10 protein-coding genes and 2 pseudogenes are annotated in these 16,652 nt (G+C 41.3%); 5 read left to right on the top strand and 7 right to left on the bottom strand.

All coding sequences use genetic code 11. The annotated features are described in order from the left end of the window. Positions 1-53 precede the first annotated feature (53 nt). The 5 genes and pseudogenes from AB4405_RS19800 to AB4405_RS19780 all read right to left on the bottom strand — a co-directional run. Positions 54-867, bottom strand: a pseudogene (locus AB4405_RS19800) (transposase); the annotation flags it as partial. A 138-nt stretch (positions 868-1,005) separates the two neighbouring features. Then, positions 1,006-1,101, bottom strand: coding sequence for an IS66 family insertion sequence element accessory protein TnpB (gene tnpB / locus AB4405_RS19795; RefSeq protein WP_372062512.1), 96 nt, complete (start codon positions 1,099-1,101; stop codon positions 1,006-1,008). Between the two features lie 568 nt (positions 1,102-1,669). Continuing rightward, positions 1,670-3,148 carry a methyl-accepting chemotaxis protein gene (locus AB4405_RS19790; protein ID WP_372062511.1) on the bottom strand — a complete coding sequence of 493 codons (1,479 nt, stop codon included), beginning with the start codon at positions 3,146-3,148 and terminating at the stop codon, positions 1,670-1,672. 15 nt (positions 3,149-3,163) lie between these two features. Beyond that, complete coding sequence (locus AB4405_RS19785) at positions 3,164-4,018, bottom strand: transporter substrate-binding domain-containing protein (RefSeq protein ID WP_102469038.1); 855 nt, start codon at positions 4,016-4,018, stop codon at positions 3,164-3,166. 475 nt (positions 4,019-4,493) lie between these two features. Beyond that, a complete protein-coding gene (locus tag AB4405_RS19780) occupies positions 4,494-5,951 on the bottom strand; it encodes a carbohydrate porin (protein ID WP_372062510.1) in 1,458 nt (485 codons plus the stop codon). Between the two features lie 492 nt (positions 5,952-6,443). Here AB4405_RS19780 and AB4405_RS19775 point away from each other — a divergent pair. The 5 genes and pseudogenes from AB4405_RS19775 to AB4405_RS19755 all read left to right on the top strand — a co-directional run bounded on the left by AB4405_RS19775 (position 6,444) and on the right by AB4405_RS19755 (position 12,006). Further along, positions 6,444-7,170, top strand: a pseudogene (locus AB4405_RS19775) (transposase). Between the two features lie 30 nt (positions 7,171-7,200). Next, positions 7,201-7,413 carry an ABC transporter permease subunit gene (locus tag AB4405_RS19770; protein WP_102469036.1) on the top strand — a complete coding sequence of 71 codons (213 nt, stop codon included), beginning with the start codon at positions 7,201-7,203 and terminating at the stop codon, positions 7,411-7,413. A gap of 219 nt (positions 7,414-7,632) precedes the next feature. After that, on the top strand, positions 7,633-9,222 hold the full coding sequence (locus tag AB4405_RS19765; RefSeq protein WP_372062509.1) for a sugar porter family MFS transporter: 1,590 nt from the start codon (positions 7,633-7,635) through the stop codon (positions 9,220-9,222). Positions 9,223-9,415: 193 nt separating this feature from the next. Continuing rightward, entirely contained in the window at positions 9,416-10,672 is a 1,257-nt protein-coding gene (locus AB4405_RS19760) for a hypothetical protein (protein ID WP_372062508.1), read from the top strand. An 89-nt stretch (positions 10,673-10,761) separates the two neighbouring features. Then, positions 10,762-12,006: a hypothetical protein gene (locus AB4405_RS19755; protein WP_372062507.1), complete on the top strand. Its 1,245-nt coding sequence runs from the start codon at positions 10,762-10,764 to the stop codon at positions 12,004-12,006. On the opposite strand, the gene AB4405_RS19750 is transcribed toward AB4405_RS19755, so the two are convergent. Together AB4405_RS19750 and AB4405_RS19745 are read right to left on the bottom strand one after the other, a co-directional pair. Next, complete coding sequence (locus tag AB4405_RS19750; protein ID WP_102469032.1) at positions 12,007-12,885, bottom strand: AraC family transcriptional regulator; 879 nt, start codon at positions 12,883-12,885, stop codon at positions 12,007-12,009. 308 nt (positions 12,886-13,193) lie between these two features. Continuing rightward, the gene (locus AB4405_RS19745; RefSeq protein ID WP_372062506.1) at positions 13,194-16,298 is read right to left on the bottom strand and encodes an FG-GAP-like repeat-containing protein; all 3,105 of its coding nucleotides are present in this window, start codon (positions 16,296-16,298) and stop codon (positions 13,194-13,196) included. Positions 16,299-16,652 lie beyond the last annotated feature (354 nt).

Below are 16,652 nucleotides of genomic sequence, written 5' to 3'. Positions count from 1 at the left end.
GTTCCGATCTAAATGACACTTAATGACTAAAACGCCCAGTTCTATTTCATCGGGCGTTTTTTATCCACCTTATAAGCATATTGCGCGATATTGTTCGCATTTGGTACTGGTGTTTTAGACGAATCCACTCCCAAACAGTAAATCCACATGAAACACTGTTTCTCTGCCTTAAGTACCTGGTTGAGTAGGTACTCTCTCGAAGCTGCATACAACGGAGCGAACTTTTCGCTTGGATAACTACCAACTTGCCATAGTGTTACTTGATAGCTCTATACCTGATTGTGTAAATAATGATTCCTGCCAGTAAAGTGGCATCGCGTATTGGTACTTACTAAGGTTGATGTTAGCCATTAAGCTTTCAGTTGCGAAACTCTTAGGAATGATGCTCTGTAGGGCTGGCTTTTGATGTTGTCCTTGGTTATCTCGCATTGGCGGCAAGCATACTTAGTGCTTTGAGTACTGCTGGCGTGAACTCTAGTTTCTAGCTGCGCTCTTCACCGATTCTATGCAGGCCATGCTTGCCCCAAGCGTACTGCTTCTCATCGTCGTCTAAATCAAGTTCGATAACCTCACGAGGCTAGGTTTACGGTTACCACGCATCTTCGTTGTTGTGGTTATCGTCACCTCAATTTCGTCTTCCTTATCAGCTTCACATTCGACTGCTGAAGACGTCACCTTGTGATTCATCGTAAGATTTTAACACTTCCGGGCGTTTTACGAACTGGCGACCGAAGGCAAGCTTGAGTTGTTCAAACAGCGATTGAAGCTCTTATTTCCAGTCATTTTCCTCCGACATCAGTACTGCTACCATCGCTTGTAGCTCGGCAACATCTTGACTTTCTGGTTGATATCTGGCGTGTTTTTCATGACGTTTATTATAACGGGTTTATGGCCGATAATCGTGAAGCCTGAAAGCAGTCTATCGAGCACGAGTTGAGTTAGGGTAAACACCTGGTTTTTCTCTGTAGAAGGGCACTTACACGTGGCTTTTTCAAGTTGTCTATACTACAGGGCAAAGCCCGTTTTATCCCAGTACAACACTTTGATTTTATCGCGTTGTTTATTGGTAAATACGAATAATGCATCGCTACAAAGAGGCAAGTTGGAGTCATGCTGGCTGTTGGTAGCTGGGCTGCCTGATATTTTGTCGTCTTTTCGACGACTTTGGCTCTAACAAAGCCGACTGGCGTCGACGGTGTTGTTGCTTGTAGATAACTTAGTTTCGCAAAGCACGTGGACAGGCTAATAGGCTCAGTTCAGTCTGTTCACAGAAGGTGCATTGAGTGATATTGCTGCTCTCATAGCGCTCGATAAGAGTTTACCATTCTTTATTGGTGCGTCGTTTTGCCATTTCAAATATCCTTTGGGTTGGAGAGTTGATCTTATTATTCGTGGGTGGTGATGAGAATGCGGGGTTTATGGAGAGCTTACGAAAAAAACAGTCCCAAAGCTAACTATTACAAATAGCAGGAACTTGGGAAATAGTTGCGAGTCAGTTAGGCCCTATAATAAAAAGAGGCCGAACACAGTTCTAAAATACAAAACGCCCGATGATGTCCATCGAGCGTTTAACTAAAAGTATCACCTCATATCAGAACGAGCCAGCCTTTAATCTACTTATTACATATGTTTAAAGCATCACATAACGAAGGTAAAAAGTAATATACTCTTACATATTAAACCGACCAATATTGCTGGTCAAATCACAGTTAACCCCTTGAATTTCTTCGACCTTAGCATTTACATCCGTCGCACTCGCCGACAAAGATGAAGATAATTGATTTAAATCATCTATATTGATAGCGATGGTTTTGGTGACCTCACTTTGTTGCTTTGTCGCCACCGCCACTTCACTATTCATACTATTAATGGACTCGATATCAACCGAAATTTTCTGTAAATTCGCTGACAACGTTATCGCTGCAGCCGTTACCTCTTGTGATGATACTAAACTCGCATCCATCGAATCAGCTGCTCTTTTTGCATTAGATTGTAAGCTCGAAACAATAGTTTCTATTTCTGATGTGGAGTTCTGCGTTTTTTGAGCTAATGCTCTCACTTCATCAGCGACAACAGCAAAACCCCGCCCTTGGTCACCAGCTCTCGCCGCTTCAATTGCCGCATTCAATGCGAGTAAGTTTGTCTGTTCTGCAATACTTAATATCACTTCAACCACAGAGCCAATGTCAGAAGAAGATTGGATTAAAGCATCGATTCGCTGTGACGTTTCGCTGATTTGCTCTGAAAGGCTTGTCGCTAGTGAGCCGTTCTGCTCAACTAAGCGTCCACCCTCTTCAACACAATTAATGGCCTCTTGAGTCTTAGCCAGTGTTGCCTCAGCGTTGCGATATACATCCTCTGCGGTGACGCTCACTTCCTCAAGTGACGTTGCCGCTGTCTGCATTGATGCTTGTTGAGATTGAGCATCGTCTTGAGACTTTCTTGCGACCGTAGTCAACGTGTTAGAAATATCGCTAATGTTGTCACTAATATTGGCGACACTACCAATCATATCGGTCAGATTATCCATAAGATCGTTAAAATTCTTAGTCAACCGACCAATTTCATTATTGCTTTTAACCGAAATGCGTTGTGACAAATCAGCATCACCTGTCGACAGGCGATGCAGCGAATTAGTCACATCATCGATAGGCTGAATAACCACTGAACGCATAAAGAAGTATACGCTAACTACGACCATCACCAACACCAGGACAATAGAAAACATCATCAATAACATTTCGTCTTGCATACTTTGGCCAATAATTGCTGGATCAAATTGAAAGGTAATAGTACCAATCTTTGCATCACCACGAACAACAGAATGCTCTGTATTAGACAAATTTTTGACTGAGATACCGGAACTAGATATCTCTTTTCCTCGTTGATCAACCACAACAACAGAACGCAAAATTTCAGAATTAATCAAAGCATCGGTTACAGCCTGTGCTTGCTCAAAATCATACGCAAAAATCGCTTCTACCAACGCCGCATCAGCCAAACCAACGGTAGATTCCACGTCTTGAGTGTAATCGGTATTTAATCTATCTTTAACCGTAAAATAGCTGGCTCCGCCACCAATAGAAATCCCAATAAAACCGACTACTATAAGAAAAATTGAGAGTGCTTTACTTAAACTATTATTCATTTATTCGCCCTTACATTATCGATTAATATCTAACCAAAGCTCTTTCCGCTCGATTGGTGCATCTTTTGGCAAGTATGGATTATCTATATTAATTACAACTCTTTCAGTAAGTTTACTTGTTTCAAATGTAGTTCTAATAAGCTCTGAGTTATAAAAAATCTCGTTAAAACTGCCGTCTTTTATCGCTATTTCCAACCCGTTATTAATGTCTTGAAAGAGACTTGTATTTTGTTTCGATACGTAAAAATACATCGCCGATGGATACACCAAAAGAATGTTATCTTCAACCGCCAAATTTAGACCATCTTGGGCTTCCACAACACCTCGTGATTCATGGACTCCAAGAGGTAAAAAGTCAAAACGTCCCCCTTCTACCATATGAAAAAGACTATCAGCCTTAACTGGTTTAATCACGTTTAAATGAGCTGCTTCTAGAATCTTAGTATCTGACCAAAAGCGCCCCAACCCAGCTTTCAAGGTTCTTAAATCATGGATATTTCTAACAGTTGCAAACTTATATTGACTGTTTTTTTCAATAACAAAGGTTCGATATCCCGCAAGACCTTTAAAAATTGGTATTTTAACTGCTTGCAATTGATTTTGTAGATCTTGAGATGCACCAGCCCATATCAAATCGATATGTCCATTGCGGACTTCCTCCACCAATCTTGCATCTGATAAATATTCAGTAGCGTGGTTAACCGTATGTGACTTACCACTTTTTTGAAGCGCCAGTTCAACAAGCTCTAAAATAAGACTATCTTTGCCTGGAAACACCATAGGCGTCTTTATTTCTGCATGCAAATTAAACGGCAACAAAAAAACAAACAGTATTATTGCTATTCTATTTATACAATTACTTTTTTTCATATAGATCTCCGCTCATAATAAGCATTTTTAAATAGTGCGACTCGAGTTAACCTTAGCAGTTCATGTCACTTAAATAAGTGGCATAATTTGGTTATAATTTAATCTAAGACCCATCATTTTGAATACGATAAAATAATAGAATGAAAGGTTAATTACGTTTTATTTTCAAAAAATCGCTCTAATTCAAAACACGTCAATATGAAGACTATTGTTACTGACCATCAGTTATCACTTCTAAGTTCTTGTTGTACGCTACAGGTATGCTATTGAAGAACATCTAAGCAATTGCATCATGACACTAACGTATAACAACACTTAAGTGCAGCTAATTTAGAGCTTCCTAAATGATCATAACAATCAATTCAATCCATACCTCTATCAATCTTCTGTTCTTTTTTAATACTGTTGAGAAAAGCAATATTACTCAACATCGATGTTGAATAAGGCAACCTAAATAGGTTGCCTCTCAGGTAAATTACCACCAAGTTTCAAACATCAAGCCAAAAGTTGTCGCGTCTCTCTTACCCAATTCGGTAATGTATGGGTTATAACCCGCCTGCCAGTCGGAACCTGTACCGTAGCTTTGGAATGCGAGAGTATTAGTATCGAGTTGGCCGTACGTAACAAATAGACGAATAACGGGTCTGTCCCAGTAACCACTACCTAGATGAATATCTTGAGCGAGCGTTACTTTTGCGGAAGAATTGGTACCGTCTGTTCCAGTTGTTGCACCTCTAGCGTTGACTTCAAAATCCATTTGGTCATAAGCCAGTTCAAGTACCGTTGAGAACTTGCTGCTCCAACTATAAGTACCGCGAACCGCTGCTTGGTTCCATGTCGTTTTTTCATAAGGCAGTGCTCGGTTTACTTTAAGATCTTTAACATCATCACCGTAAGACGCAGTTTCATGTGAAAGCATGTACGCTAAGCGAACCGAATCAGTAATTTCTTGTACACCGTCAAAAAAACCACCCACTTGATAGCTTGGACGATGCAACCAACTTTGCGTCATTGAGGTACTGGTTTTGTTACTATAACGAACAAGAAGTCGGTTCCAATCGCTTCGATCGCCTTGTGTGAGCGCCAAACCCAATTGGTATGAATCTGGGTTATTTTCACGTGCAGAACGCGTATAATTTCCATCACTAATATGAGCTTTCATATCGGCATCGGAGCCAAAATAGCGGCCGTAGTTGAAGAACACATCACTTTTCAAGCTGTCGGTAATGGGCATACTGTGTAACTTGGTAAGAAACGAAACATTACCACCACTGAAGCCTTCAACCGAATCGTCCGCACATTGTTCCCATATATCCTTTACTTCGCAGAACTCGTTGGTTGGGCCGCCGAAAGAATCCTTTACAACCGCAAGATTTAACATACCGAAACCCACATCGAAATTATCAAGACCGCCACCCAGACCATCTTGGTTAACATGTTGAAATCCATTCAATGATGCTTCGTAACGTCCGTAATAACGTTTCCCCATCCAAACCGCAGCATTCGGGTTTGAATCTATAATACCTGTACCATGAACCCACCATTCATCGAGAAAGAAGTAATTTGACGCTGGTCTTGTTGGATCATCGTTATAAGTACTGGCACCGGTAAAAAGGTTTGTATGCACAACCCAGTTCATATTATTTTGGCTAATACCATAATCAAAATGAAGTTCAGCTTGGCTTCCTTGGTTACCCAATTTACCTGTTGGTTTATATGGGTTACCCGCCGTTTGAATGATATTGACGCCATTATGTGCTTTCTGAGCGGTTTTACTCACAAGCTGATCTTGCGTAACGCCGACAGCGGCGCGGCCGAAACCTGAAAATTTGAAACCATCTAAATCTCTAGTGGCATTTTTTGCCACCGCTGGTGCGCATAAGCTACTTACCGCAACAGCGATAAGAGAAAGTGAAAGAAATTTCCTTTTCATTTTTATTTACCCATTAAAGTCGTTAGTTAATTGATTACTTATAAAAGACACTGATAGACACTACAGTTAAACTTGCAAGGGTTTGCTTAACCAATGTTACACTCACATTGATAAGTTTAAATATTGGTAACCCAATTTAACGTGACGAAAGTAGCATTTCGCTTTCGGAAGTAAAAAATCCATGCAAAAATTTGATCAGGTACATATTTATACAACCTTAAATTTTACAAACAACACCAAACCTCACAAAATGGTAAACATATTTTAACAAATAAAATCATACTATTAATTAAATTACGTGCAATTTGCGCTCAGAATTACCACAACAGCAAACCATCGCACGCTTCATTAGCAATAAATGGTATAGCAATGTATATTTTTGGTAGGCCAAATTTTGAGCACATTCGGCAAGAGGCGTAGTGCATAAATCGAGTAAACTAAATCAGAATCTTACGATAAGATCACGGACATTCATTCACTGACTTTGATTTCATGCCGAAGACTCGCTACAAAATTACTAACTGGCGCAAGTACAATAACTCCCCAGTTAACCGAGGTTCACTCACGTTTTGGATTGACTAAGAGGCGATAACAGAGTGGAAGCAACCTAGACAGAATAGACGTGGTAGGCCACGATTATTTAGTGATTTGGCCACCACAACTGCTCTCATGGTAAAGCGCATCTTTTCCTTACCTTTTAAGGCGCTACGAGGATCCATCGACTCCATTTTTAGATTGGCAAGCGTCGAGTCTGGCGTAAACTCCATCTTGCTTTTGATACTGATACCCATGAAATTATCGCGTCTGAACTGACATTAACAGGAGTGACCGATGCGGAAGTACTCCCCAATCAGCTCAAACAAACACGCCGTTCACTCAGGGAGAGCTCGGAGATGGCGCATGCGATCCTAGGGAGTGCCACAGGGCGATTACGGTTAGGAAAGCAGTCCCCTTATGCAGCCTTCTGGGAAAAAGGTCATCCACGTAATCTGGCGGTTGGCTGCCAAAACTATATGGCTCGCGCAAAAGGTGGAAACAGAAGTATGGTTGTTATAAGCGTTCAATATCTGAGACCGCTATGTATCGCGTGAAGCAGATAATGGGAGCCTCACTCACGCTTCGCAATTACAACGCGCAAGTTGGGGAGACTTACGCCATGCTCAAAGTACTCAATAAGCTAACTGGGATAGGTATGCCCCAAATTCAGTATATCATTTAAAATACGAACAATTTAACAAGTGTTTGCCCTTTGCCTGAATTCAGCAACAAAACCCTCTTTATTTGTTTATGCGGTGGGGAATTTGCCTTTCGAGATCTTTTTTACACGAGCTTTATAAAAGCGATTCCGAAAGGACTCGAAGAAGCCGCTCGACTAGATGGAAGTTCCTTTTTGAAAACTTATTGGTACATCATTTTTCCGCTGCTGAAACCATTTGCAGTGCGTATTCTTTGCACTTCCTAAACAAATCTTGTCTGGGATGACCGCAGGTACGGTGAAATAATCTCACTTTCACAATGAAAAAACCACCGTCATAGTGTTTTTTTCGATCCAAAAGCAAAATCGGTTGATAAAAACACATAAATAAACCTAATTGATCGACCAATTGTGATCAACCAGACAGTATTTGGGTTACCTATAGTGAACTATTGGTTCATCTTTCTTTGTAGTAGGTAATACCCAATGAACTATCACACTAAAAATGTCATTCGATACGCGATGATTGTCGCTCTGGGTGGGTTTGTCTTCGGCCTTGATGCCGCGATCATATCGGGAACCATTCGCTATATTAGTATGGAGTTTGGGTTGTCAAATTTACAGGTTGGTACGGTGGTAAGTGCGCCGAGCCTTGGCGCAATCATCGCCTTATGTTTTGCCGGCAAAATAGCCGACACTTGGGGAAGAAAAAACACCCTTATCCTTATAGCAGGACTCTATATTTTTTCCGCAATAGGTTCGGCATTATCAACGAGTTATGAGATGCTTGTCGCCGCGCGTTTTATTGGTGGTCTTGCCTTCAGTTCTCTATCTTTGGCCTCCATGTACATTGGTGAAGTCGCCCCTTCTCGATTACGAGGTAAATTGGTGTCATGTAACCAATTCAATATCGTCATTGGTTTATCCATGGCTTATTTTATTAACTACTACCTTGTCATCAATCTTAATGAGAACGTCTACTTACTTTCATCAGAGGGTATTTGGAGAACCATGCTAGCGTCAGAACTGGTTCCTGCAATCCTATGGTTTGGGTTACTGTTTACCGTCCCAGAATCACCTCGTTGGTTAATCACCAGAGGTAAAGTTAAGGAAGCAAAAGAGGTACTGAGCAAGCTGTATACACCTGAAGAATTGATGGATACAGTAAAAGAGGTCAACGCTACGATGCAAGAAGATAAGCAGCCAGCCTTTAGTCATCAACTTAAAAATCTCATTACATCGAAGTATCGCACCGCATTGGTGATTGGCGTGACGATCGCTATCGTTCAAGGCATCACAGGCATGAATGCCATCCTATTCTATGCACCGACAGTTTTCGAACAGGTAGGATTTGGTGGTAACGCGGCATTCCAACAAGCGATATATATTGGTTTAACGAGCGTCATCTTCACCATCTTTGCGATTATGTTCATAGACAAATTGGGACGCCGTCCACTATTACTTATCGGCCTGACTTGCGCTGTTCTTAGCCATCTTACATGCTGGTATGGCTTTAACAGTGCCAAGTTTGAGCTCACAGATACCAACATTGAACAACTGTCGGAAACCATCGACGTTGCGCCACTTGAGTCATTCAAAGGATTAGTTTTTAATAGTGATGTCGAATTTAAAGATGCTTTGTCAACGGTCTACTCTCCAATTGAATTGGTGAAATATGAAGCGAGTATTATTGAGAAAACGATCATCGTTAATTCCTATTTAGTCTTATTTGGCATTCTTGGTTTTATTGCCGCATTTCATATCTCAATTGGTCCAATTATGTGGGTGCTCTTTTCTGAGATATTCCCTAATTCAGTTCGCAGCGCTGCCATACCGATCTCAGCCATCGTCACTAGTATTGCTAGTTACTTGATTCAGCAGTTCTTCCCTTGGCAACTGGCTAATTTAGGGGCTGCTAACACATTCTTAATGTACGCCATATTTAGCGGTATCGGTTTAGCACTGATCACCAAGCTATTGCCAGAAACAAAGGACAAATCCATTGAACAAATTGAAGTTCTATTGTCAGCTAATTCAAATCCCAAAAGAGCATATAAAGAAAATCTAACATCCTAGAGTATTAAGGCTGTTCCAATTGGTTCAGCCGTTACTTTATCTGCACAAATCACCAAGTAGGTCACAATAATGGCGAGAATAACATTTCATATTGGGTTGCCAGCTGAATATAATTGGTTGACCACGAGATCATTGATTGAAATGTGTAAGCTTATCCAAAGTATAAAGACATACATTAAAGGTATTGGAAACAATGAAACGTACTTTTTTACTAACAGTAATTACGACTGCGCTTGTCGGTTGTGGCGGAGACTCAAGCGATGGTCCGACGGATCCAGGTGGGCAAAATGGTGTCGCACCTCCTCAGTCTGGACCTGATAGCTCAACGATAGTAACGGATGTTTCTAGACTCGGTTATGCTTCTGTTACCCAAGAACCATCTGACGTCCATAATCTAGCTGTGCCTGCAGATGCAGGCATCAACCAGACATGGCAAGAGCAGACGGATATGTCCGATGATTTCCAGTACCAATTTGATGCCACATCAGAGCGAAAAGATTTCGGAGATGGCCGTTGGTACAATTTTTATCATTCTAGCTGGGACGGTCCAGGTTCAACCTATTGGCAGCACGATCACGTTACGGTAAAAAATGGTAAAGCCGAGTTTCACGTATCTCGAAGCGACAGAATAGATAAACAAGATAAACCGGGTGTGAACGCGGCGTGTATTTCTTCAAACCAACAAGTTCAATTTCCCGTTTTTGTAGAGGCGAGTGTCAGTATGTCAGATATTTCTCTGGCTGCTGCAGTGTGGTTATTAAGCCCAGATGATACCCAAGAAATCGATATTCTTGAATCGTACGCTGGCGGCGGAAACGGGAATACCTACTTTTCGAAATTTATTCATCTAAGCCATCACTCTTTCATTCGAGAGCCTTTCACTGATTATCAACCTCGCGATAAAAATAGTTGGTGGCAAGGTTCAAACGACGACCATCATATGGGAGGGCATGAGACTTGGGGAGAATATACTTGGAACAGTGGTAACCGCCAATACGTACAAATCGGCGTGAACTGGGTCAACCCTTATCATTTCGAGTACTACATTAATGGTGAATTGGTTCGAGTGCTTTATAACAATGCATTTGCCACTAAGATGTACTCCGGTAGCGCGTCAACATGGTATTACAGTTATCCAAAAGTCGATAGTAATAACGACCTAATGAGTGACAATACGGGTTACCAAGCGGTCGAAATTTATGAACAAAATAGTGATGATTTTAATTTCAGCTACCTTAAAAAAGCCAGCGAGCGTTCTCCAGCATCTGTTATTGACCCTTATGACTATCAAAACGGAAAAGGTTTCTTCAAACCAATGGATATCATCATAAACAATGAATTCCAAAGTTGGTGGGAGCATGATCCAACAGATACTGAACTGGCAGATAATTCAGGTAAGAATGTCATGCTTGTCGATTGGGTACGTGTCTTCAAACCCGTTGCGCAATAACACCCAAATTCTCGACATTGCCAAAGCTTAGTTAACTCATTAGCAATCTTTGGCATTTTTTTATGATTGATACTAGGGATTCAATTTCAATGAAAAAAAGCACCCTCATTATTACGTCGATCTCAATAGGTTTAGCCGGTTGTGCATCAACAAGCACCAAACCTACATTAACGGGTTATGAGCGCGTCATTTCAGCCCAACCCGGCCCAGACAGCACAACCGAACTAACGGCCGCGTCGAAAGGCGGCTACAAGGCAATCGGGCTCGACCCAACTGCAGGTGATTACTTGTTACTTGATGTGCCTGCATCAGCGGGAGAGCAACAACAATGGCAAGCACAAACTCATATCTCAGATGACTTCAAGTACACATTTGAACCTACCACTGAGCGCTCTGATTTCGGCGAAGGTAAATGGTACAACTTTTATCATAATGGGTGGGACGGCCCTGGCGCCACCTACTGGAAACACGATCACATTGGTGTCCAAGACGGCAATCTAGAATTCTACCTATCACGGAATCCGAGCACGGAAAAACAAGGAAAGCCAGGAGTCAATGCTGGTTGTATCACCTCTAATACTCAGGTCGAGTATCCTGTCTTTGTTGAAGCCAGTGTGAGTCTTGCTGATATTTCACTCGCAACGGCAGTATGGTTACTCAGCCCTGATGACACGCAAGAGATTGATATTCTCGAAGCGTATCCCGGCAAAGACAACAATAATGGCCATTTCTCGCAGTATATTCATCTTAGCCACCACTCATTCATCCGTGACCCATTTACAGATTATCAACCTCGAGACACAAACAGTTGGTGGCTTGGCGATCGTGAAGGGCACGCAAGTTGGGGAGATTACACTTGGAACAATGGCGATCGTCAATACATTCAAATTGGTGTGAACTGGGTTAACCCTTTCCACTTTGAATATTATATTAATGGCGAACTCGTTCGTGTTGTCTACAACAATGCCTTTGCTACAAAAATGTTCAATCGTGGCGAGTGGACGTGGACTTACAGCTACCCGAAAGTTAACGGCAACAAGAATCTATCTGACGATGGTAAAGGCTATCAAGCAGTTGATATTTATAAAAAAGAGCAAGGCGAATTTAACTTTTCTTATTTAAAGCAAGCAAGTGAACGCTCACCAACATCTGTTATTGATCCCTACAATTATCAAGATGGTAAAGGGTTCAATAAGCCAATGGATATCATTATTAACAATGAGCTGCAAAGTTGGTGGACGTCAAACCCGACTGACAAAGAGCTGGCTGACACTTCTGGCCGCAACACCATGTTAGTCGACTGGATACGCGTCTTTAAACCCGTCAAAAAATAGTCACAACGTACTATCTGCAGGTTCCTGATTAGTGACCTGCAGATAAGAGCGACGAAATGCAATCGGCGTCACTCCTGATTTTAATAGCTTAAACTGTCGATGAAAGAACGACATATTCTGATAACCACACTGATCAGCAATTTGTTCTACCGTTAGACGAGTCGATATCAATAGACTGCACGCCTGACTTATCCGATATTCATTGAGAAATTGAGTAAACGTTTTTTCAAAGGTTCGCGTAAAGAACTTACTAAAAGAAACGGGCGTCATATTGGTCAATGTTGCCATATTCTGTGCCGTTATTTTTTTTGCGTAATGTTGGCTGACATAATCCAAAATGGCAATGATTCGTTTGTCCGCAGCCATGGAGGGTGTCATCATCATGCCCTCCCCTAATGGCATGATGTCTGTTTGCATACTTAGATCATGTAATAAATCAATGAACCCTAACATGCGTTTGAATGGACTTTTTAATTGCAAACCAATCATACGCTCACCAAAGACGTCAGAATGGCGAAACGATAGCCCAGCTTTACACCCTTCAAACATAGACTTGATACTTGTGAATTCTGGCTTTTCCAACCAATTATCACCAAGAAAACGATTATCCCACTGAACAAATATCGACTTTACACCACTCTTTGTACCAATATTACTCTTCCAACAATGAGGAACGTTTGGCGCAACCAACGCCAGTTCGTTGGCAACGAAATGACGAATGGTGTTACCTGTGTATGCCGACCCCGTCCCCTCAATAATATAATTAAGCTCCCACTGTGGATGGTAATGCCAAGGGAAGGTAAAGCTCATCTTTTCATAACGATTAAAATACAAAAACTGCTGTTCAGTGTTAGGCACATGTTCAAGTATCGGTCTCATTATAATCCTTGGAAATATGGTCAGGTTCTTATTTTCCAACTAAAACCTTGCTAAAACAATATAGCGTACAAAATAGTACATATACTACGCCATGTTGCGCATAATTTAAGCGACAACCCCTAAAACGGTCTCCACTCTCATTTATAGTACTTGGTTTAAGCTGTAAAAAGACCAACATGTGTAACAAATAGGTAAGAGTAATAAATAAAGCCCGACCTTGAAATCAAGGTCGGGCTTTTCGCCTAACACTTCTGATAGTTTCAGACGATGTCTGTATCAACAGGCTTTGTGATTAACAATTATCATGTTTATTCCGCCACAAAGTTAAGCGGATAAATCTCATGGTTATGCATGGTGCCATCACTCGCGGTAAATGTCGCTCGAAGCGAGTAAAAGTGTCCTTCTGGCAACTCATTGGTCGGAACAACACCCTCAAGAGGAATAGTAAAACTGGCGTTCCCAGACTCGGTATCAATCGCCTCGGCTTCCACTAAGACAATGTCACGTTGAGGTAACCATTTACGTTGGAAATGACGCAGCCAAATTCGCAGCCCTCCTTCATCAGCCGAAATAACTTTATTGTCAGTGCCCGCATGGTAATTAACCTTAACCGTCATATTTTCTTTAATCACAATAGACTGCCGAGCGTATGCGTCACTGCTTATAATACTCACAAAGCCCTCTATATTTGGCTCAACTGTCAGTTTTATCACACTACCAATGGTGTCACTAACCTTAGATTGTACGGTAATGGTAACGTCACCCGCGCTGAGAGCATTGACGAGGCCATCATCCGTCACTGTCGCAATCGCTTCATCACTACTCGACCAATTCAATGTCCCATCATCAGGCTGGGTCGGATGAATCGCAACGTCAAGCATCATGGTTTCCCCAGCGACCATCGATGCTTGGTCTGTTGATAGCTCCACTAATTGTAGTGGGTTAGGGTACCAATCCACTAATTCAAACGTGCGCTTAGCACTGAGTTCCGCCACCTTACTTGAGGCTGAGATCGTCGCAGATTGACCAACTTGCCCAACGGCAGAGACCACACCCGCCGGGTTGACAACTAGGACATCATTATTACTGCTTGACCATACTACAGATGCATCAGATTTTGACGGCAACGAACTTAATCCAAGCGCAATTTCTGTATTCTCACGAATGTGTTCAAACTCGGATTCAATCTCTAGTGACTCAGGATCTAATTTGTCGGTGTAGTACTGTTGATTCACCGCTTTGTTACGAAACGCTACAGACTCGCCGTTTCTCCAAGTCACCACAATAGACTCAATTTCCTCAGCATCACCGACCCCAAAATGCACTATATTCAACAAACTTTGAGAGAAAATTTCGCCGGCAGACCCAACTCGCTTGCGCCACTCTCCATCAGCGGTTTTCACAGTGACCGTCGCAGCAATGGGATCAATGTTATCTTTTGGTGAGTAGCCAACTCTAACCGAAGCATAATTGCCAATGCCTTCTGTTTGGTTACTGTAGAGATACCACTCACCAAACTCACTGCCACTTAAAATGTCAGTTCGACCATTCATATCAAAGTCAAATGCTTGTCCCATATCGCCATAACCAGGACCGCCAACATCAGACGCACCATGCATAGTGACGGCGTCAAATCGACCATTATTGTTGAGCAACATTAGGTCAGAAATACGATGGTTAACATTACCCCAACGATAAACGAGAAGGTCTTGTTGGCCGTTGTTATTAAAATCACCTGTAGTCACTCCTTGCGCATTGCCACCACGAGGGATCTGCCATTCTTCCGACACATCAACGAATTTATCGCCATCATTTCTAATCAAGAAATCTCTACGATTTCGATTTTCTGGCGTAAAATCTAAATCGTAAGATGTGACTCCTGTAAGATTAAATTTGTACGCCCAAAATATGTCCCCTTTTCGAACTAGCGCTGCTTTCCATTGCCCGTTTCCTATATGTCCGAAATAGACGCCACTCTTATTTATGTCATCAGGCCAGCCCTGTGCATCGTCGGCAGAAAATTCAAACTCGCCACCTGAAGGGACTGCCGTCGCGTTTTTATCTTTACCTAAGAATATCGGATAGTCTTTATGACGAAACCCATTTTGTCCTAGGAAATAGTAGTTATCCAATTTTAATGTTCCATCAGCGGTAAATTCCCACTGCTCTTTTCCAAAATACGGGCGTGGTTTAATGGAGAACTGTTTAGTTTCTGGATCAAAATCAACCGAAGGCGATTCTCCTCGGCCATGCTCAAACTCATTCCCGCGGGCAAAATACAAATCTGTTCTACCGTTGTTATCAATGTCTAAATCAACCACCGCTGAAATTTGTTTCGCATCGCGAAGGGCTTTAGGAAACTGAGAGGTAATATTCGTAAAAGTAAAATCCCCATTTCCTAACCACACTGACATGGTATCCCGGTGACCATAGAGAATGATGTCATCAATACCGTCGTTATTTAAGTCCGTAATTAATGCGCGCTCTGGCGTTTCATTTTCAATACCTTCAACCGAACGCAGTTTAAACTTACCATCTCCCATATTTTCATAAAAATGATGTTGTGGTGTTTCTTTGTACAACCCTCTCTCATTAATCATGACAAAGTCTAGCTTGCCGTCTTTATTAAAGTCTCCCCACTTAGAGCCTCGGCCTCGAGCACCGCGTTCAATACCGACATCACCCGTGTAAAGCACAAATTCACCATTATTATTATGATAAAAGTTATTTCTCGATGGGTTTCTACCGTTACCGCCACCTTGTGCCAAAATTAGATCTAAATCACCATCATTATCGTAATCTGCGAATGACGTTCCGTGTAAATCATGCATATACCAACGAGAAAGATCTGTATGATGTTTGGTTACAGTACCATCACCATTGTTCCAATACAGTTTGCTGCTTTCTTCATTATGATTATTAATGACAAAGTCGTAGTAACCATTATTATTAATATCTGCAACGGACGGACCTCCATATTTAAGCGAATTAACTTTATCAAGCCCAGCCTTCACTGATATATCTTCATAACGAGGGACAATTAAATCATCAACTGTTTCTAGAGTTAAATTATGGATCACCAATGATGATGTTAACGACTTTACGGTTAACGCTACTCGGCCTAAATCAGAAAACTTCACTAATACAGATAGCGTTTGTTTGCCTTTTGATGGCACATTCATATTATCAACAATCAAATGACCATTAACGTAAACGCTGACGGTTGCATACTCTCCTAGATTATCTAGTTCTAATACAAGCCGTTTAACGGTACTATCTATCGTTTCTCTAAATACGACCGGAACCGCTGGTTTAACGACAACTGGTGTACTGCTTGCTAACGATGTTGTAGACAATGTGCAAAAACAACCAATTAAAGATAACGCTAGTAAATCCTTTTTGAATCCTTTCATCGTTCTTCCCTAATGCTAATAATTATTTCACATTATTTACCCTATATATCATAAATACAGGCTATGAATTTACATTGATACTTCTGGCCAAAATACAATTATTAATAATTATAAACAGTGTCACGGTGAGCATCGTGAACCCAAAAATACAATCAACTCAAGTATTTGGTAATTAACGTGAGTGATTGATATATCTTCCATAACCGGAAAATAATTAATAATAAAATCATACTGCTAACGTTAAAAATTATATAAGACGCATAGTATCAGCCAATCGATATAAAACTTATAACGGAGATATAGTGCGTTATATAATACGATAATAAACTAAATATCAATCATCATTGCCAAGCC

Origin of the sequence: Vibrio sp. 10N.261.51.F12, assembly GCF_041471725.1 — a bacterium.
Lineage (GTDB): Bacteria > Pseudomonadota > Gammaproteobacteria > Enterobacterales > Vibrionaceae > Vibrio.
This window is presented reverse-complemented; position numbering and strand designations above follow the sequence as displayed.

Bases quoted from the DNA above. Each gene is read 5' to 3' on its own strand.
- AB4405_RS19790 (WP_372062511.1), bottom strand. From the start codon at position 3,148: ATGAATAATAGTTTAAGTAAAGCACTCTCAATTTTTCTTATAGTAGTC.
- AB4405_RS19785 (WP_102469038.1), bottom strand. From the start codon at position 4,018: ATGAAAAAAAGTAATTGTATAAATAGAATAGCAATAATACTGTTTGTT.
- AB4405_RS19780 (WP_372062510.1), bottom strand. From the start codon at position 5,951: ATGAAAAGGAAATTTCTTTCACTTTCTCTTATCGCTGTTGCGGTAAGT.
- AB4405_RS19765 (WP_372062509.1), top strand. From the start codon at position 7,633: ATGAACTATCACACTAAAAATGTCATTCGATACGCGATGATTGTCGCT.
- AB4405_RS19760 (WP_372062508.1), top strand. From the start codon at position 9,416: ATGAAACGTACTTTTTTACTAACAGTAATTACGACTGCGCTTGTCGGT.
- AB4405_RS19755 (WP_372062507.1), top strand. From the start codon at position 10,762: ATGAAAAAAAGCACCCTCATTATTACGTCGATCTCAATAGGTTTAGCC.
- AB4405_RS19750 (WP_102469032.1), bottom strand. From the start codon at position 12,885: ATGAGACCGATACTTGAACATGTGCCTAACACTGAACAGCAGTTTTTG.
- AB4405_RS19745 (WP_372062506.1), bottom strand. From the start codon at position 16,298: ATGAAAGGATTCAAAAAGGATTTACTAGCGTTATCTTTAATTGGTTGT.